The sequence below is a fragment of the Shewanella olleyana genome (assembly GCF_023283825.1).
In the GTDB taxonomy this organism is placed as follows: Bacteria; Pseudomonadota; Gammaproteobacteria; order Enterobacterales; family Shewanellaceae; genus Shewanella; species Shewanella olleyana.
This window is the reverse complement of the sequence record NZ_JAKILD010000021.1, coordinates 60,731-83,597: the sequence shown is the minus strand read 5'-3', so window position 1 is coordinate 83,597 and position 22,867 is coordinate 60,731. Positions and strand designations below refer to the sequence as shown.

20 protein-coding genes and 1 pseudogene are annotated in these 22,867 nt (G+C 40.1%); 12 read left to right on the top strand and 9 right to left on the bottom strand.

The annotated features are described in order from the left end of the window. Window positions 1-609 precede the first annotated feature (609 nt). Genes L2735_RS15280 through L2735_RS15265 form a run of 4 tightly spaced genes read left to right on the top strand, consistent with a single transcriptional unit; the run spans window position 610 to window position 6,967 of the window. On the top strand, window positions 610-2,868 hold the full coding sequence (locus L2735_RS15280) for a polysaccharide lyase 6 family protein (RefSeq protein WP_428848318.1): 2,259 nt from the start codon (window positions 610-612) through the stop codon (window positions 2,866-2,868). 2 nt (window positions 2,869-2,870) lie between these two features. After that, window positions 2,871-5,312: a heparinase II/III domain-containing protein gene (locus tag L2735_RS15275; protein WP_248985529.1), complete on the top strand. Its 2,442-nt coding sequence runs from the start codon at window positions 2,871-2,873 to the stop codon at window positions 5,310-5,312. A 6-nt stretch (window positions 5,313-5,318) separates the two neighbouring features. Beyond that, window positions 5,319-5,669: a cupin domain-containing protein gene (locus L2735_RS15270; protein ID WP_248985539.1), complete on the top strand. Its 351-nt coding sequence runs from the start codon at window positions 5,319-5,321 to the stop codon at window positions 5,667-5,669. Further along, window positions 5,666-6,967, top strand: a complete 1,302-nt coding sequence (locus tag L2735_RS15265) for an MFS transporter (RefSeq protein ID WP_248985528.1) — start codon at window positions 5,666-5,668, stop codon at window positions 6,965-6,967. The genes L2735_RS15270 and L2735_RS15265 overlap by 4 nt, the downstream gene beginning before the upstream one ends. Before the next feature lie 252 nt (window positions 6,968-7,219). Here L2735_RS15265 and L2735_RS15260 read toward each other — a convergent pair whose 3' ends face one another. Both L2735_RS15260 and L2735_RS15255 read right to left on the bottom strand, forming a co-directional pair. Continuing rightward, complete coding sequence (locus tag L2735_RS15260; protein ID WP_248985527.1) at window positions 7,220-8,125, bottom strand: sterol desaturase family protein; 906 nt, start codon at window positions 8,123-8,125, stop codon at window positions 7,220-7,222. Between the two features lie 51 nt (window positions 8,126-8,176). Beyond that, complete coding sequence (locus L2735_RS15255; protein WP_248985526.1) at window positions 8,177-9,202, bottom strand: DUF2804 domain-containing protein; 1,026 nt, start codon at window positions 9,200-9,202, stop codon at window positions 8,177-8,179. A gap of 311 nt (window positions 9,203-9,513) precedes the next feature. Between L2735_RS15255 and L2735_RS15250 the strand changes: the two genes are divergently transcribed. The 5 genes and pseudogenes from L2735_RS15250 to L2735_RS15230 all read left to right on the top strand — a co-directional run bounded on the left by L2735_RS15250 (window position 9,514) and on the right by L2735_RS15230 (window position 13,539). Continuing rightward, window positions 9,514-10,080, top strand: coding sequence for a YajG family lipoprotein (locus L2735_RS15250; protein ID WP_248985525.1), 567 nt, complete (start codon window positions 9,514-9,516; stop codon window positions 10,078-10,080). Between the two features lie 77 nt (window positions 10,081-10,157). Continuing rightward, window positions 10,158-10,742 (top strand): peptidylprolyl isomerase, encoded by a 585-nt coding sequence (locus tag L2735_RS15245; RefSeq protein ID WP_248985524.1) that lies wholly within the window; start codon window positions 10,158-10,160, stop codon window positions 10,740-10,742. A 601-nt stretch (window positions 10,743-11,343) separates the two neighbouring features. Next, window positions 11,344-11,580 (top strand): annotated as a pseudogene (locus L2735_RS20200) (hypothetical protein). Between the two features lie 57 nt (window positions 11,581-11,637). Continuing rightward, entirely contained in the window at window positions 11,638-11,976 is a 339-nt protein-coding gene (locus L2735_RS15235) for a hypothetical protein (protein ID WP_248985523.1), read from the top strand. A gap of 120 nt (window positions 11,977-12,096) precedes the next feature. Beyond that, on the top strand, window positions 12,097-13,539 hold the full coding sequence (locus L2735_RS15230; RefSeq protein ID WP_248985522.1) for an AmpG family muropeptide MFS transporter: 1,443 nt from the start codon (window positions 12,097-12,099) through the stop codon (window positions 13,537-13,539). 151 nt (window positions 13,540-13,690) lie between these two features. Here L2735_RS15230 and L2735_RS15225 read toward each other — a convergent pair whose 3' ends face one another. Then, a complete protein-coding gene (locus tag L2735_RS15225) occupies window positions 13,691-13,930 on the bottom strand; it encodes a hypothetical protein (RefSeq protein ID WP_248985521.1) in 240 nt (79 codons plus the stop codon). A gap of 246 nt (window positions 13,931-14,176) precedes the next feature. After that, window positions 14,177-14,662 (bottom strand): YajQ family cyclic di-GMP-binding protein, encoded by a 486-nt coding sequence (locus L2735_RS15220; protein WP_248985520.1) that lies wholly within the window; start codon window positions 14,660-14,662, stop codon window positions 14,177-14,179. 168 nt (window positions 14,663-14,830) lie between these two features. Here L2735_RS15220 and L2735_RS15215 point away from each other — a divergent pair, with 168 nt between their 5' ends. The 3 genes from L2735_RS15215 (at window position 14,831) to L2735_RS15205 (ending at window position 16,874) form a co-directional block, all read left to right on the top strand. Beyond that, window positions 14,831-15,205, top strand: coding sequence for a VanZ family protein (locus L2735_RS15215; RefSeq protein WP_248985519.1), 375 nt, complete (start codon window positions 14,831-14,833; stop codon window positions 15,203-15,205). A gap of 11 nt (window positions 15,206-15,216) precedes the next feature. After that, complete coding sequence (locus L2735_RS15210; RefSeq protein WP_248985518.1) at window positions 15,217-16,179, top strand: ketopantoate reductase family protein; 963 nt, start codon at window positions 15,217-15,219, stop codon at window positions 16,177-16,179. A gap of 110 nt (window positions 16,180-16,289) precedes the next feature. Next, complete coding sequence (locus L2735_RS15205; protein ID WP_248985517.1) at window positions 16,290-16,874, top strand: phosphatase PAP2 family protein; 585 nt, start codon at window positions 16,290-16,292, stop codon at window positions 16,872-16,874. A gap of 46 nt (window positions 16,875-16,920) precedes the next feature. Here L2735_RS15205 and L2735_RS15200 read toward each other — a convergent pair whose 3' ends face one another. The 5 genes from L2735_RS15200 to L2735_RS15180 all read right to left on the bottom strand — a co-directional run bounded on the left by L2735_RS15200 (window position 16,921) and on the right by L2735_RS15180 (window position 22,859). Next, window positions 16,921-18,120 (bottom strand): DUF481 domain-containing protein, encoded by a 1,200-nt coding sequence (locus L2735_RS15200; protein WP_248985516.1) that lies wholly within the window; start codon window positions 18,118-18,120, stop codon window positions 16,921-16,923. 129 nt (window positions 18,121-18,249) lie between these two features. Continuing rightward, window positions 18,250-19,176: a DMT family transporter gene (locus tag L2735_RS15195; RefSeq protein WP_248985515.1), complete on the bottom strand. Its 927-nt coding sequence runs from the start codon at window positions 19,174-19,176 to the stop codon at window positions 18,250-18,252. A gap of 444 nt (window positions 19,177-19,620) precedes the next feature. After that, on the bottom strand, window positions 19,621-20,469 hold the full coding sequence (kdsA, locus tag L2735_RS15190; RefSeq protein WP_153912780.1) for a 3-deoxy-8-phosphooctulonate synthase: 849 nt from the start codon (window positions 20,467-20,469) through the stop codon (window positions 19,621-19,623). Window positions 20,470-20,531: 62 nt separating this feature from the next. Beyond that, entirely contained in the window at window positions 20,532-21,785 is a 1,254-nt protein-coding gene (locus L2735_RS15185) for a DUF819 family protein (protein WP_248985514.1), read from the bottom strand. A gap of 285 nt (window positions 21,786-22,070) precedes the next feature. Beyond that, window positions 22,071-22,859 carry a SirB1 family protein gene (locus L2735_RS15180; protein ID WP_248985513.1) on the bottom strand — a complete coding sequence of 263 codons (789 nt, stop codon included), beginning with the start codon at window positions 22,857-22,859 and terminating at the stop codon, window positions 22,071-22,073. Between the last annotated feature and the right edge of the window lie 8 nt (window positions 22,860-22,867).

Here is a 22,867-nt window from a genome sequence, read left to right as displayed (position 1 = left end):
ATTCAAGCTTAATTTTAAGGGGTCTGATTAGCCGTGAGTCTGAATTTATGCACGCTTATTGTTTATTTCAAAGTAGTTTTGAAGCTGTATATAGGAAAAGTGCTGAGGCAAGGTTCCGCGTACTTTATAAATACCGCGAACAGTACTTCCAACCAAATAACTTGCCATTCCCAAAACGTTCACATCGATATGTGCAGGATTAAAGTTACTTAGATTTTTCAGCTAACTTCAAAGTGACAGATTACTTGTCACTATCACTTAAAGCGCTGAGCTTGTTAGACGAACCGCAAATTATGACGCGTGGTAACGACACAACTGTTTCGAACTACTCTCGCTCTGGTTCTAAATATTTCCTTGGTGCAAAAGTTAAGTTTTAACCTTAAGTAAAACTTAGTCGTGCAACTCCTACCTTAATGATTGAGGTAGGAGTTTATTTACATAAGCAGTAGCAACAACCCATATTGAAATAAAAGTAGAAATAGCAGTAAAAACTGAAGATTAAAATAAAACTAAACCAATAATAACGATAAGAGAGTCATGATGAGTTTTTTAAGCGAAATTACACATTGCTCAACATACAATGACAAGTTGTTCTCAAACCCTATAACGCTGATGCTTAAATCAACTTTAGCGTTGAGTATTTTGCTCGTTATAACTTCAGTTAACGCTGAAACCTATACCGTTAAAAACCAAGCTGAGTTTGGGCTAGCAGTTGCAAAACTTACCCCTGGTGATGACATCATACTCACCAATGGTGTTTGGCAAGACTTTGAAATTCAATTTATTGGTCAAGGCACCCAAGATGGCCCTATTCGCCTTTCTGCTGAAACCAAAGGCAAAGTCATCCTTACAGGACAGTCTAATTTATCGTTATCCGGTGAATACTTAGAAGTATCAGGCTTAGTATTTAAAGACGGTTACACCCCGAGTAATTCAGTGATTTCGTTTAGAACTGACGAAGATGAATTTGCTAATCATTCCCGTGTCAGTCAAGTCGTTATCGATAATTTCAATAATCCAGATCGTCACGAATCTGACTTTTGGGTTGCGCTTTATGGCAAACATAATCGTTTTGATCACAATCACCTCATCGGAAAGCGTAATAAAGGCGTGACACTGACCGTCAGACTACGCAATGAAGCAAGCCAAGAGAATCACCATAAAATTGATCATAACTATTTCGGCCCTCGCCCTACCCTTGGCTCAAATGGCGGCGAAACCATTCGAATCGGTACCAGTCATTATTCGATGACTAATTCGTATACCGTCATCGAGAACAATTATTTTGATCGATGCGATGGAGAAGTTGAAATCATCTCAATCAAAGCCGGTCAAAATATAGTAAGAAATAACACCTTCTTTGAATCGCGCGGCACACTGACAATGCGTCACGGAAACGGAAATCAAATCGATAGTAATGTTTTTTTAGGCAATAACGTTGACCACACAGGTGGGATTCGAATTATTAACCGAGACCAAACCATTACTAACAACTACCTAGAGGGCTTAAAAGGTTACCGTTTTGGTAGTGGATTTACCATTATGAATGGGGTCCCTGATTCAGCGCTAAACCGCTACCATCAAGTGGTTAATGCCAATGTTAACCACAACAGTTTTATCAATGTAGACCACATTCATTTAGCGGCGGGTAGCGATCAAGAGCGCTCAGCTACACCAAAAGATTCAAAGATAAGCGCTAATCTATTCGTCAACAATAACCAACAAGCGCCATTCTCAATTTTTGATGATATTTCAGGCATCGCTTTTTCAAATAACCTCTCTAATGAGCTAAGTAACAACCAGATTAATCAAGGTATCAAGCCCACTAAAATCTCACTAAAACGAGCCGATAATGGACTACTGTACCCAGATAATGATGATAATGCAGGCTATGGCGCATCAAAAACAATCAAGCGCACCTTAAAAGCACAAACTGGCGTCTCTTGGTATCCAAAATCTGAACCTGAAACCGCCTTTGATTCTGGTCAGTCCCATACAGTTTCAACAGCCGAGCAACTGCTCAATGCAATAAACAAAGCTAATGATGGCGATATCATCAGCTTGCAAACAGGCCACTATCACATTGATAAAGTTATCGAGATAAACAAAACCCTTTCTATCACTGCAGCAAAGGCGCACAAACCGACAGTGACCTTTAGCAGGGCCAGTTTATTTGAAATACAAAATGGCGGGAATTTAAAACTCGATGGCCTAACTATCACTGGAGAGTCTAGCCCAGACGCATCAGGTAACGTATTAGTAAGAACCAGTAAATGGGGTATGTTAACTAACTATCGCTTCAGTATGTATAACAGTGATATTAGCCAATTAAATGTTAACCATTCATTTAGTTTTTTTGATTCTGGCGCCCGTGCATTTGCCAGCAATATTGAAATTATCAATAACCGTTTTAGCATGATTACAGGTGATTTATTTAGACTAAATAAAGAAACCGATGATCGTGGAATTTATAACGCTGAATACCTCACTATCAATAACAATCAGTTTAATGACATTGATGGCGCACTAGTGAAACTATATCGTGGTGGGACTGATGAAAGCACCTTTGGCCCTCATATCAGTTTTAACAATAACGATGTGAATAATGTCGGCAATGGCAAACGCAATAAGACTCAAGCAAGCTTATTTCTTCATGGGGTTCAGGTAACTGATATTAATAAAAACCAGTTCAATAGTAGCGCTTATATCAATATAGAACATACCACTGGAGAGCCGATAACACAGGTTACACATAATCAATTTAACAACACAGGTGAACCACTAGTCACCGAGCTTTACGCCATCGGAGAGTCAACGGCCAATATGACTGATAACCTCGTGACTCAATCTGATAAAAAAGCGTTGTAAATATGACAAAGCATTATTTACAACTCATCACTAAAGCAGCCCAGTTTATAGCAACGATTGTCACATTAGCTATCACATTCTCAACTCATGCAGCTATAACAGTAAACCATCCGACCTTGGTGATAAATCAACAAGACGTCATTGATATGCGCGCCGCGATAAAAACACCAGGTGCATTTCAACAAGCGTTTAATAGCAAAAAATCACAGGTTGAAAGCTATATAGCTCAAGCCATTACTGTCCCATTTCCCGCTGACAGTGGCGGTGGCTATACTCATGAGCGCCATAAGAAAAACTACCAGCAAATGTATGATGCTGGTATCTTGTATCAACTCACTCAAGATCCAAAATACGCTCTCTTTGTTCGAGACATGCTATTTGAATATGCCGAACTTTACCCTCAATTACCTCGCCACCCCAAACGTAAAAATAGCAATGAAGGTAAACTTTTTTGGCAAGGCTTAAATGAAGCAATGTGGTTGGTTTATACCATTCAAGCCTATGACTTTATTATTGAGTCACTCACTGAAAATGAACGCCATAAAATTGAATCAGGTGTTCTGTTACCCATAGCTGACTTTCTGTCTTTTCAGTCGCCTAAAACCTTTAATAAAGTTCATAACCACGGCACTTGGGCTACGGCTGCTGTAGGTATGACAGGCTTTGTTTTGGATAAACCCGAGCTGGTTGAAATAGCATTATTAGATTTAGACAAAGCAGGAAAAGGCGGATTCCTTAAACAGTTAGACGAGTTATTTTCGCCTGATGGCTATTACAATGAAGGGCCATATTATCAACGTTTTGCGTTGCTCCCTTTTGTCACTTTTGCTAAAGCCATTGAGCAAAATCAACCAGAGCAAAACATCTTTAATTACCGTGACGGTATTCTGTTAAAAGCGATTTATAGCACTATCGAGTTAAGCTACAACGGATTATTTTTCCCGTTAAATGATGCCATTAAAAGCAAAGGCATCGACACTATGGAATTGGTTATCGCCGTTAGCATTGCTTATGGGCTTAATGCCGATGATCTTAATTCTAGTGCTATTAATAAAAGTGACCTTAATTCTAGAGCCCTTAATGCTAGTGCCCTTAATGCTACAACCCTTGATACTAAAAACGGCCTCATCGATATCGCCAAGCAACAAAACCGTATTTTACTCACGGGTGATGGACTTAAGCTTGCACAGGCAATTGATGCCGAGACAGAATCAACACTTTCACATTACCCTTTTTCATCGAGAAAGTTTCGTGATGGTAAAAATGGTGATGAAGGCGCATTAATTGTAATGCGCCAACAGGTTAATCCAGAACAAGCCAAAGTAAACCATACAAGAGTTAATCAAGCTGAACGCAGCCAAGCTCTGGTATTTAAAGCTACCGCACAGGGATTAGGTCATGGCCATTTCGACAAATTAAACTGGCAATTTTACGATGATGGTTCAGAGATTGTCTCAGATTACGGCGCGGCGCGATTCCTAAATATCGAAGCTAAATCTGGCGGTGGTTATTTACCTGAAAACAAAACTTGGGCAAAACAAACCATTGCCCACAACACCCTAGTGGTCGATGAAACAAGTCACTTTAATGGCCATACCCGAGAAGGAAATAAGCACCATCCGCAGATAAATTTCTATCATAGTGATTCACAAGCAACCTTAGCTTCAGCAAGCATAGCTACCGCTTATGATGATGTGAGCTTTAGCCGAACCTTGGCACTAATTTCAGTGAATGCTCATGGTAACGAATATCCGTTAGTCTTTGATGTATTGGATGTCGATAGCGTTAATCCACACCAATATGATCTTCCAGTTCATTATCAAGGTCAGTTTATTAATGCAAACTTTCCGCGTCAGTCATTTACCAGCCAGCTTAAGCCATTAGGTAAAAATGCTGGTTATCAACATTTATGGCTAAAGGCCACCTCTCACCCTCAAACCACTGAAAATTCAGTTAACAGCGCTTTGCAAAAAGTCACTTGGTTAAATGAAAACGGTCACTTTTATACCCACAGCAGTATCAATGACGGCTCGACCCAAGTCCTATTCACTCAACTTGGCGCTAATGATCCCAACAATAATCTTCGCAATGAAAATAGCTTTATTCAGCGTGTGATAAATAGTAAACAACATCGATTTGTTAACGTGTTAGAGCCCCATGGCGAATATAACCCATCAGCTGAATACACCTTAAATGCCACCAGCAGATTGCAATCAATGACTTATGAACGTCAAGGTGACATTAGCGTCATTGGTTTTAGTTTAAAAACACAAACCAATGCAACGCAGCAATTCGTATTAGCCGTGTCTCATAAGCACGCTAACGATAGTTTGAAAAACAACAAGAAAAATCCAAAAAACCATTCCATAACTAATAACTTTACTTACCTTAAAAAGCCTTACAGCTTTAGCGGAAGATACCAGTTATTAACCATAACGCAGTAGGAGTTAATCATGAAACAGAGTGCACATTTCTCATTTGGCAATGAAACAGAAATTGAAGATATCGGCGGCGGACTAAAGCGTCAAATGCTTGGGTTTAATGAAGAGTTAATGGCTGTAAAAATTTGGTTTGAAGAAGGTGCAATTGGTTATAACCATGCCCACAGACACTCTCAAGTGACTTACGTGGTGGAAGGCGAGTTTCACTTTAATATTGATGGCGTGACTAAAATTTTAAGAGCCGGTGATAGCTGCCTTATTCCTCCTCACGCTGACCACGGCGCAACATGCCCAACTGGCGGTATTTTAATTGATACTTTTAGCCCAGCTAGAGAGGATTTTGTTGAGGGATTAGAATGAAAATAAACAATCTTCGATGGTGGGTCATTCTACTCATCGCATTAGCGACCGTGATTAATTATATCGATCGTTCTGCACTCAGTGTGCTTTGGCCTGACATCGTAGAAGACATTTTCCCTGATGAATCAGCGTTAGAGCGCAAACAGATTTATGCAAACATCTCGATTGTGTTCATATTATCTTATGCATTTGGTCAGGCCATATTCGGTAAGATATTTGACTGGATTGGCACTCGCCTTGGCTTTGTACTTTCTATCGGTGTTTGGTCTATTGCTACTGCTGCCCATGCCTTTGCACAAGGCATGCTGAGCTTCAGTATCTTTAGAGCAATCTTAGGTGTCGCTGAGGCAGGAAACTGGCCAGGCGCTGCTAAAAGTAATGCGGATTGGTTTCCAACTAAAGAGCGTGCTTTAGCCCAAGGAATATTTAATTCTGGCGCCGCAATTGGCGGAATTGTATCTATCCCTCTTATCGCTTATATGACAGTTTATTTTAGCTGGAAAATGGTATTTGTGGTGATTGGTTTAGTCGGCCTGCTTTGGTTAATCCCTTGGATTATTTTGGTTAAAGCACCACCTAAATCGCATCCTTGGATTACTGAAGAAGAGCGCCAATATATTTTAACCGGTCAAAAATGCACTAACAGTGACGATGATTCTGATGTGGAAGAATACAACCCAACAACCGCTAAATTGCTTTCTCATAAGCAAAGTTGGGGCGTTATTATTGCATCTGCTGCAATCGATCCTATCTGGTGGTTATTTGTTTTCTGGATCCCTATTTACCTTAACGAAGTATACGCAATGGATGTTAAGTCTATTGGCATATACGGCTGGGTACCTTATGTCGGTGCTATGTTGGGTGCTTGGTTTGGTGGGTTATTGGCACAGAACCGATTAAAAGCCGGTTGGGATACGAACAAAACCCGCAAACTGACCATTACCTTAGGTTGCTTGATCATGCTACCTGCATTGCTGTCCATGGCAAGTCCTGGTGGGCCAACTACAGCAGTGATGATTATGGCCGTCATCTTGTTCGGGTTTCAAACGGCTATCGGTAATGTGCAAACACTGCCAAGTGATTTATTTGGTAAAAAAGCGGTAGGCACCCTAGCAGGACTATCTGGGATGGCAGCCAAATTAGGGGCGTTAGGTTTAACAGCGCTAGTTCCTTATTTAACCGCTGATGGCAATTACACTCCAGCGTTCGTCATTGGTGCTTCTTTAGCAGTTATTGCTATAGCAGCAGTGTGGATTTTGATACCAAAAATTGAACCTGTGAGTCCAAAAGGTAAATAAAATAAACGATTTAGCAAAACCTTATCTTTATCGTTAATTTCGATTATCGTGTCGATATGTTCAATGAAAACTACTCATTGCTCAGTGGATATATCGACATCGGTGATTGATTTGATATTGATAATTTAAGCTGGGGCTGTACCCAAAGAGCCCTTTTTTATTTCATGAGGCCTATTTAACACATACTCAACCCCTTCCGAGTCTGTGTTAAGTAGGCCAAGTGAATTACCTCTCGTCTCTTTAACCTAAAGCTTAAACTGCATCTCTATTCTTTATTGCGACTTCACTGCTAACTGTTGATTCAGATTTAATTTGAGCGGGCGGGGAAAATAGCACCGACAACCTTTGTTTGAAAGTAAGCCCAGTCTGGGTCACCTCGTTAAACATATCTCGCCACTCAGCAAAGCTAACAATGAAAGGGTTAAAACTATTAACGGGCTTAGTTATACCGTAAACCACGGTTTCAGCTTCAGGCTCAAAAGTGCCAAATAACTTGTCCCAAATAATCAGTACACCAGCATAATTCTTATCGATATATTGCGGGTTTTGGCCATGATGAACTCTATGGTGAGATGGGGTATTAAAGATGAGCTCAAACGGGCCAAGTGATTTTATTGCTTGGGTGTGAACAAAAAATTGTAACCCGAGGTTTAGCAACACAACAAACACCACCCAATTAGGGTCAAAACCAATGACGACTAAAGGGATCCAAAATAACCACATCCCTGCTAGTGGGTACATTAAGCTTTGTCTAAACGCTGTACTAAAGTTCATGCTCTCTGAGCTATGGTGAACCACATGAGCTGCCCACATCCAACGTACTCTATGACTTGCACGATGGAACCAGTAATAAAAGAAGTCCTGTAGCACCATTAACACGATAAAACTCAGCACCCCCATCTGGATATCAAACAGCTTCCAACCAAATACAGCAAGGTAAACCTTAGCTATTAAAAAACCAGCAAGAATATCAGTTAACTGATGCATACCAGCTAAGCAGATATTACAAAACACTTCTGCCTTTTTATAACGTGCCGATATGGGAAGTTTTTGGCGTTTATCACCTAAATACCATTCAAGAAAAATACAAATGAAAAAAATTGGCGCTAAAGCCAATAACAGCATTTCAGGGTGATTGATGATTGAGTTCAAATCCATTGAAAACCTATTATTATTTTATTTAAATTGTTTTATGCGGATAATAAATTACTACCACTTAGCAAAATGGTCTTCGGTTAATCCAAGCTGGTTACGTAGTTCATGTTTGTGGCCATTATTATCAATAATATGACCACTAAAATAGCCGATGTACTGCCTAAAATTACTTTTCAGAAAACCGAAGTTGAGTTTTTCGCTGCGGCAATTAAGCGCCCTAAATGTAAGATCAACTTGGCCACTACCTGCGCTTATCTGCCAATAGTCATCACTTAAGTGACGGTTGAAGTCGAACTTAACACTAGGCAACAAGTGACGTTCGCCATTAATCCACAATACGTTTTCAGTTGCGCCTGTTTCATTGACGCCTGCTGCTAAATTTAACCCTAATACACCATCTTCCACTTGGGCATTAATGGATGCCCAGCGCCAACTGGTTTCACGGCGCATATAACCTGCAGAAAAATCATAGCCGCCTAAAGCAAGGTTTAACGGTTGTGGCTCATCTTTCACGGTTAACCTGCCCGTCACTTTTAAACCATTGTGCTTTTGAGTGTAAGTCCAACCGTTATAGCCTGTTGGAGTACATAAACTCATTGGTAAACTTAATGGTAATGGGCACAATTGCAGATCAGCGCTAATATCATCAGTATTTATTTTTAGCTGCCATTGAGCATCTTTAATCGAAAACTCAATTTTACCTTGGCGATGTTTTATTCTTGCCTTACCGTGCTGAGGAGAACGTGATACCGACATCCCCCAAGATAACGGTTTTAGCGCTTGAGTTTCGGTCAACGTGTTCTTTTCAATATCGTAAAGATAACAAAAGCTACTGCCTACATAACGAATATCTGCAATGGCAACACCAATAATGTATCTCGGGGTGGTGATATTGATAAATTGAAACTGTTTATAATCGAAATATTTAGCAAACCAAGAACAAGGCTTATCCATTTCGTTGAAGTAATTAAACTGTTTAATATCTAAGTCAGCAACAACACCGTCAAAGTGTCCGTAAATAGGCTGCCCCTCTGAGTTCATTAGCTTGTCTGGCGCAAGTTGCAAATGATCCAATGACATACTGCATTCCATGGTTTATCTAAATTAATAACATCTCAATTAAGGAGTTGAGCGAAAGTAAAATAATTCGGTTCGATTCGAAAGGTCACTTAACTAAGTTAACTTCACTCTAAATTGAATAAATTATAAACATAAGTCAACGTTTACCTTTCAGCCCACCAAGATTACTTTTGCAAGCATAGCCTCTTTTGTTGGTGCTAAATTTATTGTTCCCCCTTACATTGACAATATCTAATAAACTGCTTTGTTTTGACTGGAATAGCGCTACAAATCTGTTATTCTGAGCGCACCATTTTTTACTTTTCTTTACCATGAAATCACTGTCATTACTCTTGTGCTCCGCATTATTTTTATCCGCTTGTGCTAGTCATACTCCGACCCATATTGCACTTAACCCGAACGTACCGAATGTCATCACTAAAATTGATCGTTATGACACTGTGGCGGTAAATACAATTGATGTCCGAAAAGCAAACTTCATTGTTCGGTTTAATAATGGCGATGACGCTGCACAATTAGTGAGTCCAAGTGAACCTATTAGACAGCAACTTGACGACGTATTTAAAAAGTCGATGAGCAATGCTGGATACCAAGTCGATCCTGCTGCCAGTAATACTGTTGAGTTCCAGTTAGATTACCTATTAACTGATGTCACCGAGTCCACTTTTGGCTTCGAAGCAAAAACCGACTTAACCATCAATGTCATTGCTAAAAACCAAACCCAAGAATTCACTAAAATTTATAACGGAAAAGGCTTGTTAAAAGGACCTTTTAGCCCAGATTTTGCTACGTTAGAGCTTGATATGAATAAGCTGATTGATGAACTCACCACTAAAATCATTAATGATCCTGAGTTACATCAATTTTTAAAAAACTAACTTATAAGCAGAGTTAGTTCAGCCAATGAGCTGAAGATAGAAAGTTATCAACCTTATACAACAGATTAGGAAGACTTATGTTTAAGCGGATTATAGCCAGTGTATTTTTGTTTTCGTCAATGATGGCAAATGCTGCCATCGATATTCAACCTAATACCCTTTACCCACAAGTCGAGTTTGATACGACTATGGGGAAAATCATTGTTGAATTAGACCGCACCCGCGCCCCACTCACTGTCGATAACTTTCTGACTTATGTTGTGAAAGGTGAATATGACAACACCATTTTTCATCGAGTGATTGCTGACTTTGTCGTTCAAGGCGGCGGTTTAAACCCGCAACTAGAAGAACGTGAGTCAATGGAACCTTTGTTTAATGAATCAGGTAATGGCTTATCTAACAGCATGGGGACTATCGCCATGGCGCGTGATAATGACCCGCACTCAGCGACTCGTCAGTTTTATTTTAATGTCGGTGACAACAAAAACCTCAATCCATCTAAACGTCGTTGGGGTTATGCCGTATTTGGTGAAGTGGTCGAAGGCATGTCAGTTTTAGAGGCAATGTCATATGTGCCAACTCAACATAATGAATACCTTAATTGGCCTGACTTTCCGGTAAAAGAAATTCTGTTAAATAAAGCAACCTTGCTTTCTAAGTAACCTGAACTCGGGATAAGAAGTTAGTTAAACTGTTGAATTATTAAATGTTTGCTTTCAATCTTATTCTAGAGAGATATTTTTGGTTAGAACAAGGCAAATTTGTGCGTCAATAGCTGGCCTATTGCACACAAATTTAAAGCCGTTATCAGTAAAAATAACCTCTAGAAAGCAAGTTGTTACCCCGAGCTCAGGTTAAATCCGATTTAAGTACACAAATAGCGGATTAGCCAATAATTGGGGCAAAATTAGATAAACATAAATTAATTTAAAATAATTCTTAGCTGGCGATGGTATAAATAGAATGTAAAAGTGGGGTGAAATATTGATTTCATTCCACTTTTTTTTAGCTGTTTATTGTGCAGAGTATTTCAAAACTAGGTAAACCCTCTGAATTTCCATTTACTCTGTAAACTTGAGTAATTATTCCACAATCCTGACTATACTTAAATCGAGCTATAAGCTGCGGTGTCCTGTGTTTAGAGTACTATTATTTAGTGCATTAGTGTTTAGACCATTATTTATCGAATTGTTAGGGCCTGTTGATCTTTGCTGGTTAAGTTTCGTTCGAAATAAAAGCGTTTTAATTGAGGCGGATGGATTGATGCCTAGTCATCTAAGCAAGATTCATCCAACAAAGAGTAAAACGCTTTTAGTCGAACCCTTTGGGCAGCGTTTGTTGGCGATTTTTACTGCGTTATCGACTTTTTATGTAGAATAACTACACCACAAAGTCTCTGCCTTGTATAAATGGTCAACAATTCGCTGCAAAAACAACCTTGAAAGATCAACAGACCCTAATCACCTGCAGCTTATAAACCTTGTCTTATTCGATAAATAATTTCGGTTAGTATTAATTCAGTCTTTAGTCAATGGAATCAAAAAAAGGATGTCACCAATGACCCCAAATGACTTCATAGAAACCAAGGCGCCTCAATTGGCTTATTATGGAAAAGCATTTTTAGATAACCAATTGGAGCATAAAGAAATCAAACTTTATATGTGGGATGTACTTGAGGAATGGCAAAGTATTAATGTAGACACAAGCGATAACTCACCCTCTCCCACAGACACAGAAAAAGTATTTTGGCATTTACTCCACTGTTTTGATGAGTGGCCTGATATGGTTATCAGAGGTAATCAATACTTACGGCAACAAATTCATGATTGCTGTGATTACATTAATATCGGTGGTGATATGCCCCGTGGATGTATCGGCATTAGGCCCACAAGTTGACCAATATGTTTAATTACAATGCTTTTAATTAACAACACTTTAAATTTCCAATCAGAATGGCTTGAACCAATCAGCTACGCGTCATAAGCTAGAGCCATTCTCCTTCAATCAGTTGCCTCAATGTCAGAACTGTTAACTCGTACCCGTGAAGCCTTATCTGTTTATTATCACAAACGTGTACTTATCATGTTATTACTGGGCTTTTCTGCTGGCCTGCCGCTCATGTTGGTGTTCTCAACATTAAGCTTTTGGCTCCGTGAGGCGGGTGTCGATCGCGCCGCTATCGGATACTTCAGTTGGATAGCACTGACCTACGCTTTTAAATGGGCATGGTCCCCACTTGTAGATCGAATGTCCCTACCAATATTCACTCGCTTATTTGGTCGCCGGCGTGGTTGGATGATATTCGCCCAACTTGGACTGGTCGCTGCTATATTAGGTATGGCGCAAAGCGATCCTTTAGTCGATTTAGAACAACTGGCTATTTTTGCACTGATACTGGCATTTGCTTCAGCTACCCAAGATATTGTCATCGACGCCTTTCGAATAGAATCAGCGCCACAAGAGATGCAAGCCGCGCTAGCTGCAGCCTACCAAGTGGGTTACCGTAGCGCGATGATTGTTGCTACAGCGGGCGCATTAACTATTGCTGCTTGGGTAGACCCAGGGAACACAGAATACAATTTAGAAGCTTGGCAAACGGCTTATTTTGTCATGGCTATGCTGATGTCAGTCGGGTTAATCACCACATTCTTCAGCAAAGAGCCACAAGTAGACACCAAAGATGCAGATAAACAAGAAAGCCAATTAAAGGCCAAATTTGAAGAAAAATACCCAACAAAAGTAGCCAGTGCTATGGCGTGGTTATACAGCGCCAGTGTACTGCCGTTCGTCGACTTTTTTAAGCGTTACGGCAAATCAGCTATTCTGATTTTATTACTGATTTCTTGTTATCGCATTTCAGATATTGTCATGGGGATCATGGCAAATGTATTTTATGTCGATATGGGTTTCAGCAAAGAAGAAATTGCTTTTTTAAGTAAAGTTTATGGTTTGATCATGACCTTGCTCGGCGCGGGAGCCGGCGGTATTTTAATCATGCGTTATGGCACCATGAAAATCTTATTTGTCGGTGCACTGCTGGTTGCCATCACTAATTTATTATTCGCTTGGCAAGCCTATATTGGTTACAACGTCCCCTTCCTCACCTTCGCTATTTCGGTAGATAACTTTAGTGCTGGTATTGCAACCGCAGCCTTCATAGCCTATTTATCCAGCCTCACCAGTAGCGGCTACAGTGCTAGCCAATATGCGCTATTGTCCTCTATCATGTTGCTATTCCCCAAGTTTATCGCTGGCTTTTCAGGGGTGTATGTTAATGCCTATGGCTATGTAAACTTCTTCATTGCAGCAAGCTTAATAGGTTTCCCTGTCTTATTGTTAATCAGCTTAATACAACGTTATCCGCCACCAGAGCAACAAGCAGATAACGGCAGCAATGAGGGACCTAGTGAGAGAGCTAGTGAGAATAAGTTAACCGATACTGCTGAGCAAAAAAGTTAACTCTCTAACCAAAGTTTTCTGACACAAGAAAGCCCAACACTATGTCCTGCACTTTGTTGGGCTTTGTTTTTAATAACGTTTAGTTAGCAGCGCTGATATTAGGCCTTTAACAGAGCTATTAATAGATTTTTACCAGAGCTGTTTTAGAGCTTTACCAGAGTCCTTTGGCTTTAAGCTTACTCGCTCGTTGGAGTTGAGTATTAAGCTGTTTAACTTCAGCTTGCTGCTCTGATGATAAAGCCTGCTTTCCATTGGCTAAGTTTTGACTTACCTGCTCGCTAAGATGCGCCATTTGCTTTTTAAGGCCACTAAAGGCTGATAATAAGCTTTGTTGATTTGCATCGATTGCTGTTAGTAATTCAACCTTTTGCTTATTTATCGAAGTTAACACATCTGAGTTATCTTCAGCTGTTAGGCTAGAAGACTCTTGTAAGCTAGAGACCTCTTGTATGCTAGAAGGCTCCTCTAAAGACGGCGAAGAATAGTGAGAAACAGTTTCAGTTAGTGATTCAGACTGCTCTGCTATATTTATCAGTATTTGAGAGGCTGATGAAAGATTAGGATATAAAAATACCGTAACAGCAGAGTGTTACGGTATTTTTATAAGAGTGAGGCAAAACCAAATTATTATAAATGATTAATCACGGAAGTTATTAAACTGAAAAGGCTGCCCCAACTCAGATTCTTTCGCTAATCGCATCACAGCTTGTAAGTCATCACGCTTTTTACCCGTAACACGAACTGAGTCACCTTGAATGGATGACTGTACTTTTAACTTGCTGTCTTTAATTTGCTTCACCAGCTTTTTAGCCACCAAGGTATCAATACCTTGCTTGAAATTAACTTTCAAACTGAAGGTTTTGCCGCTATGAACTGACTTATCATCGACTTCCATTGCTGATGGTTCAACATTACGCTTACTTAATTGAATCCGTAAAATCTCTACTAACTGGCGACATTGAAAGTCGTCCTCAGCTTTTAAGGTCACAGTGCAGTCTTTATGTTCAATATCGGCATCTTTGCCACGAAAATCGAAACGACCAGCAAGTTCACGACGTGAGTTTTCTACTGCATTTCGTAATTCAACTTCATCTACTTCTGAAACAATGTCCATTGAAGGCATAGTAATTCTCCCATTTTATCTTTGAGGTAATACTATCATTTTACGTGCAAGCGCAAACCCTCCATAAAATAGAAAACAATAATTAACTGGAAAATAATGACTTTGCCAGCCGCATTTTTTATTATTGCTTAATACAGTCTCATTAACTCAGGCGAAATAAACGACAGCATGAAATTAAAACTCTTTTTTACAGCCGCATTTGCTTTAGCTGTACTTGTTGTCAGTTACCTCGTTTTTTCAAAGCCTAACTACCCTGTGACGTTTAACAACATGGACAAAGTTGGCCATACCCTAAGCTTTTTCGGTTTGGCATTTCTCGCTTACTTTGCCTTCAAACCTAAATGGTATTGGATGTGTTCAGTATTAACCTTTTACGCCATTCTTATTGAAGTCATCCAATCTCAAATACCCTATCGCAGTGCTTCAGTGGCTGATGTTGTGGCTGATATTGTTGGTATTGTTATGTTTTACTTATTTTTATTTGCCTTTAGAAAGTATCAAGCAGCTAAATTATTTCCGAAACGTTCGTCAAAAGCATCATAAGAGCCCAATTAATGAGTCCCGATCACACTCCACCTAAAATTGCGGTCGTTGGCGCGGGTGCCATTGGTATGCTGATTTACCATCAACTAGCAGCATTCACCACACCTCTATTATTGGGTCGAAACTTCACGTTAACCACAGAAGACAATCAAACTGAGCAACTAACAGTTGAGTCATTGTCAGATAAACCACTCGCACCTGAAACACAAGCATGTTTAATTAATAACTTAGATTCTGTAACCGAGCTGCAACTCGCTACCATTGAGCTGGTTATTGTGTGTGTAAAGTCTTATCAAGTCGCAACTGCAATAGCGCCATTAATTAAAAAGCTGCCAAGCAACACAAGCTTGTTATTGCTACATAATGGTATGGGGCCACACCTTCAAGTTATAGACGTTTTACAAAAGCAGCGCCGCAATGACATTAATTTATACCTTGGTACGACATCCCAAGCGGCATTAAAAGTGTCGAGTCTGCATGTACGCCAAACAGGCACTGGAAAGACCGTTATTGGCCAATTTCAAGGCTCAACTCTTGCGCCTAATTTGTTATCTTTATTACTTGCAGCCATCCCCAATAGCCAATTGAGTTTCAATATCTTGCTTGCGTTATGGCAAAAGCTCATTGTTAATTGTGCCATTAATCCACTGACTGCGATTGAGCAATGTAACAATGGTCAACTGGCTCAACCTCAGTATCAAGAACACATAAATGCCATTGCTAAAGAATGTGTGGATGTTGCACAAGCTGATGGCATAAAGTTGTCATTAGCAGATTCTGTGGCGACAATAAATAAGGTCATTCAACTCACCGCAAATAACTTCTCATCCATGCACCAAGATGTGAAACATCAACGCATGACTGAAATAAAGCAAATTAATGGCTTTGTTGGCGAGCGGGCACTCAAACATCATATTTCAACGCCGGTAAATGATGCTTTAACAGCTAAAGTTAATCAGATAAGCGCAGATTAAGCTCAGTGATATTCGCCAATATAAGTGCGCCAACTCCCTTAAATCCGTCGTTGCCAATATCAATCCCTTTTAGCCGTCTTATTATTTCGGCTTACCTTCTCACTGGGCTAATGGCTCTACTCAGTATTGCTTTTTTTGACCGAAGTATTGCCGAATTTATGCACCTACACAGTCAATCCAACTTTTTGTTTGAAGGCTTTTCTAAAATACCATTATTGCTAGAAATATTAGCCGCTGCTATCGTGCTTTTAAGTTTCCATAAGCGCTATCAAACCAAGCTATTTCATATACGCCGGATCATTATTCTTGTGGCCATTGTTGCCAGTAGTATTCGAGTAGGAGCCAAAATAATATTTGGACGAACTTGGCCTGAAACTTGGACTAACAATAACCTGTCATGGATAAGTGATGGCGTTGAAAGCTTCCACTTCTTTTCACTTTCCAATAGTTTTCACTCTTTTCCATCAGGGCACGCATTACTCACCTTCGCGTTTGCCAGTTTATTTTGGCGCTTTGCTCCTCAATATCGACTAGTGTGGATTTTTTGCATGATTGCGGTCATCGCCGGACAACTCGGTCAAAACTATCATTACTTAGGCGATTTACTGGCAGGAGGATTGATTGGCGCCCTAGTGACTCAGCTGACAATTAATCGCTATATTACGTTTTATCAGACACAAAAAAAGGCTCAATAACGAGCCTTTTAATCTTTTACTTTGGTAACAACTTCAAATTAAACCTCTAAATATCAATACCAAAACCAACGATAAATTGATAATCGTTTTCCTTAGGTGTGTTGCCATCGGAATCAGGTTGTGGTTTGCCTGTTCGATCCCACACAAACGACAAATCTAAATCGAATATATCAGTCAGCTCAATTTCTAATGTCGCTAGTGCATGGTGAGTATAACCACCAGAATCATCATTACCGTACTGCACTCTATAAGACGTCACAAAGTCGATATCACTGGTAATTTCGGTGTCGTAAACGGTTTCAATAACCATTGTTGCTGAATTACTATCAGTTTCAGCACCGTCTTCAACATTATCAAATTTAGTGTAGGTATAAGCAGGACCACCTGAAATGCTCCACTCGGTTTTTGAATTATCTATGATGTTATAACCTAAACCAGAACCCACAGTGACCTTATACTCAATGTTTAAGAACTTATCTGTGTAGATCTCGGCAAAAATAGGTCTGACATAAAACTGTTTTGATAAGAACCAATCGAAATTAGTATTGATACGGTTGTTGTTAATTTTCTCTTCGCTATCAGATTTTGAATAGTTACCCAAATAATCAATATTAAAACGAGACTCTGTGGTACGGCGAACCGTTTTGGCTATTGCGCTGTAATCTATTTGTTCAGTATTACCCGAGCGAAAGTTTGCCCCTAATGAAATCTTACTAGACCAGTAATTCGACTCTGTTTGCTCGCCCGCAATAATCGTCAGCATTTGGCTGCGTTCAAACTCTTGGCCATCGATATACATCTTGCCTTCTTTCACTATCAACTGGCCGCTTTTAGTTGATAAATCTAAAAAACCAATACTGACAACACTAGCACTTTGCAACTCTTTGACATCTTCCCAGTCGATAAAGATTGTATCTAATTCATCACTTTCAAATTCTAGTTGGTCGTCATAGAGGTTTTTAATCTCCCCTTTTAACAACTCTAGCGAAGTCAATTGTAGCCAATCATACTCAGTATCTTGAGGTAAGCTTAGTTGTTCTGGCGTGAATGAAGTGACATTTAAAGATGAACTGGGGTGGGACTGAGAAGCCATTACTTCGATAGTAGATACTTCAGCGCTAACGGTCGCACTAAGTAGGCTTGAACTAAACACTAACGATAAGCTTACACAGCTCAAAGCCATGCTCCACTTAGTGGCGAAACGCGATGTTTTTTTACGCGCAAAACGCTGAGTAACAAGATCCATAAAACACTCCCTGAATAATGATTTCTTTGTTTTATCTCCGCCATTATAGTATGAAAAAACAACAAATTGAAATCACAATTGGGGATGACTTGCTAATGAAATTTATGCCATGACTCAATGTATTAAGCGCTAGGTCCACATGACTAAAATTGCAGCTACAGCGATCAGTATCAAGCCCAATACTTCGTTGATTTTAACTTTTTGTTTTAGCCAAAACACACTAATCAACATAGTGAAAAACACTTCTATCTGACCTAGGGTTTTAACATAGGGCACTTCTTGCAACGACATCGCACTAAACCAACCAATTGAAGCAATACAACTACAAATACTGATTAATATGGTCAACCTAGGGCGCTGCCATAAAGCTTGTAATGTCAGCCGATCTTTAATCGCAAGATAAGTCACCAATATCAAGGTCTGTAAACTAATCACAGATAACAGCACCCAAGCAGCTCTGTGTGTGAAAGGTATGTCTGTTAATGCGGTATCGGTTATTGAAATACCTCCAGCTAAATTCGGTTGTGCAATCAGGAGTAAACTAGCCTCCCTCACCCAAAGAGAAGTAAATGCAAACGCAACACCGCTGCCAATACCCAATAAGATGGTATTAACTGATAACCGTTTAACGCCGCGCTGGGTGCTCAGTAACATCACTGCCACTGAGCCAACAATAACCCCAACCCAGCCTAATAAACTCAAACTAGTCCCAAAAAAGAGAACGCCTAGGATCGCAGCGACTAAGGCTTCACTTTTAGCAAGCCCAGCTCCTACAGCAAAGTTTTTTAATTGGAATAATTTAACCATCAAACCAGTCGCCAAAATCTGCATTAGCGAAGCGCCAATAACAAAAGCATAAAACTGATGGCTAAAACTCGGGATATCACTTGGCTGAAACTGATAAAGACTAAACAGATATATTGCAGCAATGGGACCTGCCCAGATAAATCGTGCGAGGGTGACGCCACTGACTTTAACTTGCTGGCTTAACTCACTTTGAAAAGCATTGCGCCATGACTGCATAAAAGCTGCAAGTAGTGTCAGTGCTATCCACATAGGTTTCGCCCAATAATTCATAGAGTTGAGGGCTATAAAGTATCACATTCTCAAGGTGTCGCTGCTGTATATTTGTTCTTAGTTAACCTGAATTCGGGATAAGAAATTAGTTAAACTATTGAATTATTACATGTTTGCTTTCAATCTTATTCTAGAGAGATATTTTTGCTTAGAACAAGGCAAATTTGTGCGTCAATAGCTGGCCTATTGCAAACAAATTTAACGCCGTTATCAGTAAAAATAACCTCTAGAAAGCAAGTTGTTATCCCGAGCTCAGGTTAGTTTGAATGTTAAACCTTATGAATGCATTGAGTGTAAGCTTTCTAAAGTTTAGAAAACAGAGTGCAAGCACTGTTTTAGAAACTGAACGAATTGAGTGATTTATACAACAAAAAGCCCTGAACTTAACGCTTAAGTTCAGGGCTTTCTTAATACCAAATAGATCTACTTACTGGTATCAATTGGCTCAAACGACTTAACCAAATCATCTACCGCTTTCATTTGAGTTAAGTAGTTTTCTAATTGATTTAATGGCAATGCACAAGGGCCGTCACATTTAGCGTTATCAGGGTCTGGATGCGCCTCAATGAACAGACCTGCAAGGCCTAATGCCATGCCACTGCGTGCAAGTTCTGTGGCTTGAGCGCGGCGCCCGCCTGCGCTATCTGTGCGTCCACCAGGACGTTGCAGTGCATGAGTCGCATCAAAAATTACAGGGTAGCCAGACTGCTTCATTTCATCCATGCCCAACATATCAACAACTAAGTTGTTATAACCAAAGCTTGAGCCACGCTCACATAACATGATGTTGTCGTTACCCGCTTCATTAAACTTCTTAATGATATGACGCATTTCATGAGGAGCTAGGAACTGCGGCTTTTTAACGTTAATAATTGAACCTGTCGCCGCCATAGCAACAACTAAATCTGTTTGACGCGCCAAGAACGCTGGTAACTGAATAACATCAACCACATCCGCCACTGGCTGACACTGGTGGATCTCATGCACATCAGTGATGATTGGCACATTGAAAGTTGATTTAATTTCTTCAAAAATCTTCAAGCCTTCTTCCATACCTGGCCCACGGTAAGAATTAACTGATGAGCGGTTAGCTTTATCAAAAGAGGCTTTGAATACATATGGAATGCCTAGCTTCTGTGTGACTTCAACATAATGCTCTGCAATCGACATGGCTAAATCACGAGACTCAAGCACGTTCATGCCGCCGAATAAAACAAACGGTTTGTCATTTGCAATTTCAAGTTCGTTCAAACCAATGATTTTTTGTTCCATAGTCATATCTCTTTTATCAATACTCGTCGCGTTAAACACTTAACACGACCTAAAAATAAGGGCTAGATAGCGATAATTTGCAGTAATTGACCGCACAACCACGCCATATATGTTCCTACAGCATAACCTAATACCGCCAATAACACGCCAACGGGTGCTAATGCTGGGTGAAATGCTGCTGCAACCACAGGGGCCGATGCTGCGCCGCCTACGTTTGCTTGGCTACCCACCGCCATATAAAACAGTGGGGCTTTAATTAGTTTAGCCACAATCAGCATGAAGCTGGCGTGGACTATCATCCAAATGATACCAATAGCGAAGTACCACAGGTTTTGCTCGTCAGCGAGTTTTGATACATCCATGTGCAGACCAATGGTCGCTACAAGAATGTATAAAAACGCAGAAGCCACTTTTGATGCGCCAGCGGCCTCTAAATGTTTTACCGGGCTAAATGACAGCGCCAAGCCGATTGAAGTCACGAGGACCACTAACCAGAAAAACTTCGACGTTAAGCTGTAGTCTCGAGTCCAAGGATAGTTGGTTTCAAAAAATGGCCCTAAGAAGTCTGCAGCAAAATGCGCAAGGCCCGTTACACCAAAACCAATGGCAACGATCAACATTAAATCACGCAGTGACGGAATGCGGGCATTCTCAGCATGGTACTTTTCAACTTTCTCTTTTAATGCTTCAAGTGCACTGGTATCAGCACCAGTTTTAGCGTCAATCTGTTTCGCTCGAGATGCCATAAGCAGTAATACTGCCATCCAAATATTGGCTACGATGACATCAACAGTCACCATCACAGAGAAGATACTGCCGCCAGCTTCATAAATTTCTTTCATTGATGCTTGGTTAGCGCCGCCGCCAATCCAACTGCCAGCAAGTGTGGTCATACCGCGCCATACAGCGTCAGGGCCATTACCGCCTAATACATCAGGATTAATCGCAGAAATGATTAACAGCGCAATGGGGCCGCCAATAACAATCCCCACTGTGCCGGTTAAAAACATCACAATGGCTTTAGGGCCTAAACTGAGAATCGCTTTTAAGTCGACACTTAAAATCAGCAGTACTAAACATGCAGGTAATAAGTAACGCGAAGCCACATAGTAAAGCTTTGAAGTGTCACCATCGACAACCCCAAAAGTATTCAATAACGAAGGTAAGAAATAACACAGCAACAGCGCTGGGATAAACTTATAGAATTTTTGCCAAAAAGGATGTGCTGATGAACTGGTGTAAAAAACGAAGCCGAGAATAACAGCTAATAGGCCTAATGCCGTAGCATCATTAGTGACCATAGGACTGGCAGTCATGAAAAATCTCCCTTGCGAATGCATTTCATAGTGAATTATTTTTATTGTTGTTTTGTGCTTAACGCACTTATTTTTATATTTTTTATATTGATTAAATCTAAAGCCGATTAACTCATTGCGGTTAATTTATTGGCTGTTTGTTGCTTTTGTGCTGTTTTCTTTGCGCTTTTTTAGTAACGGTAGTTCACTTACTGAACAAGCATTTTTCCTTGATATTAAGTGCAGATATTATAAAAAATTCAGGCTCAATAAATGAGCCTGAATTCACACTTTACCAAACTAAATCTAATGGTAAGTTTGCGGTCTATCGCTTAACTCTTTTAATTGCATCTTAACGATTTCAGTCACGGGATCGTGTGGGCTGCTATCAATAAAATGCTGTAAGTCAGACATAGCCACTTTAATACAACCCAATTGTTGGGCAATAAAAGCACGTTCACGATTCAAATTAACGTCGTCAGGATGCCACTGCAGTAGTAAATTACAACACTCCATTGCCTGCTCAAATTGATGAGTCACAATACAGCCTGCTTTTAACTCATGCAGCATACGAGTAATTAATCGTTTTAGCGAGGCCGTTTTTAGGTACTTTGGCTTTAACATCGCCGAGTTACCTAATTCACCGCGCACTAAAAGGTGTAATTGATGACGACTTAGTTCCTGACCAGTTAATGGGTCGATATAAACTATGTTGTCATTGATACTTGAACGCACTACCGTTTGTCCCGGTAGCAATACTGCATCTAAGGTAATATCAAGTTGTTTAGCCAGTAAAATCATTACCGTCGCCAGCGTCGTACTATTGCCTTGGCGACTCATAATGCAACTGCCTAAATCGGCGGCTTCAACACTGAAATAATCTTCACGTGCGCAAAAACCTAAATCGGTATAAAACCAACGAAGTAAGCCGTCTAAGCGTTGCTGTGGATCTTCCACATGCAAACTCATGACTGAGCCGGCAATTTCATACCAAGCCCAGAGTGCTTTTTTCTCTTGAGAAAAACCTAAATGCTGCGTAATTTCGAATGCAGTGTCGGGGATCTTCACTACATCATTCATTTGATGTTTAGCCATGAAACTCT

Coding starts and splice junctions, on each gene's coding strand:
- kdsA (WP_153912780.1), bottom strand. CDS start 20,469: ATGGAACAAAAAATCATTGGTTTGAACGAACTTGAAATTGCAAATGAC.
- L2735_RS15265 (WP_248985528.1), top strand. CDS start 5,666: ATGAAAATAAACAATCTTCGATGGTGGGTCATTCTACTCATCGCATTA.
- L2735_RS15260 (WP_248985527.1), bottom strand. CDS start 8,125: ATGGATTTGAACTCAATCATCAATCACCCTGAAATGCTGTTATTGGCT.
- L2735_RS15205 (WP_248985517.1), top strand. CDS start 16,290: ATGGCTCTACTCAGTATTGCTTTTTTTGACCGAAGTATTGCCGAATTT.
- L2735_RS15200 (WP_248985516.1), bottom strand. CDS start 18,120: ATGGATCTTGTTACTCAGCGTTTTGCGCGTAAAAAAACATCGCGTTTC.
- L2735_RS15230 (WP_248985522.1), top strand. CDS start 12,097: ATGTCAGAACTGTTAACTCGTACCCGTGAAGCCTTATCTGTTTATTAT.
- L2735_RS15275 (WP_248985529.1), top strand. CDS start 2,871: ATGACAAAGCATTATTTACAACTCATCACTAAAGCAGCCCAGTTTATA.
- L2735_RS15185 (WP_248985514.1), bottom strand. CDS start 21,785: ATGACTGCCAGTCCTATGGTCACTAATGATGCTACGGCATTAGGCCTA.
- L2735_RS15235 (WP_248985523.1), top strand. CDS start 11,638: ATGACCCCAAATGACTTCATAGAAACCAAGGCGCCTCAATTGGCTTAT.
- L2735_RS15210 (WP_248985518.1), top strand. CDS start 15,217: ATGAGTCCCGATCACACTCCACCTAAAATTGCGGTCGTTGGCGCGGGT.
- L2735_RS15180 (WP_248985513.1), bottom strand. CDS start 22,859: ATGGCTAAACATCAAATGAATGATGTAGTGAAGATCCCCGACACTGCA.
- L2735_RS15255 (WP_248985526.1), bottom strand. CDS start 9,202: ATGTCATTGGATCATTTGCAACTTGCGCCAGACAAGCTAATGAACTCA.
- L2735_RS15195 (WP_248985515.1), bottom strand. CDS start 19,176: ATGTGGATAGCACTGACACTACTTGCAGCTTTTATGCAGTCATGGCGC.
- L2735_RS15215 (WP_248985519.1), top strand. CDS start 14,831: ATGAAATTAAAACTCTTTTTTACAGCCGCATTTGCTTTAGCTGTACTT.
- L2735_RS15250 (WP_248985525.1), top strand. CDS start 9,514: ATGAAATCACTGTCATTACTCTTGTGCTCCGCATTATTTTTATCCGCT.
- L2735_RS15220 (WP_248985520.1), bottom strand. CDS start 14,662: ATGCCTTCAATGGACATTGTTTCAGAAGTAGATGAAGTTGAATTACGA.
- L2735_RS15245 (WP_248985524.1), top strand. CDS start 10,158: ATGTTTAAGCGGATTATAGCCAGTGTATTTTTGTTTTCGTCAATGATG.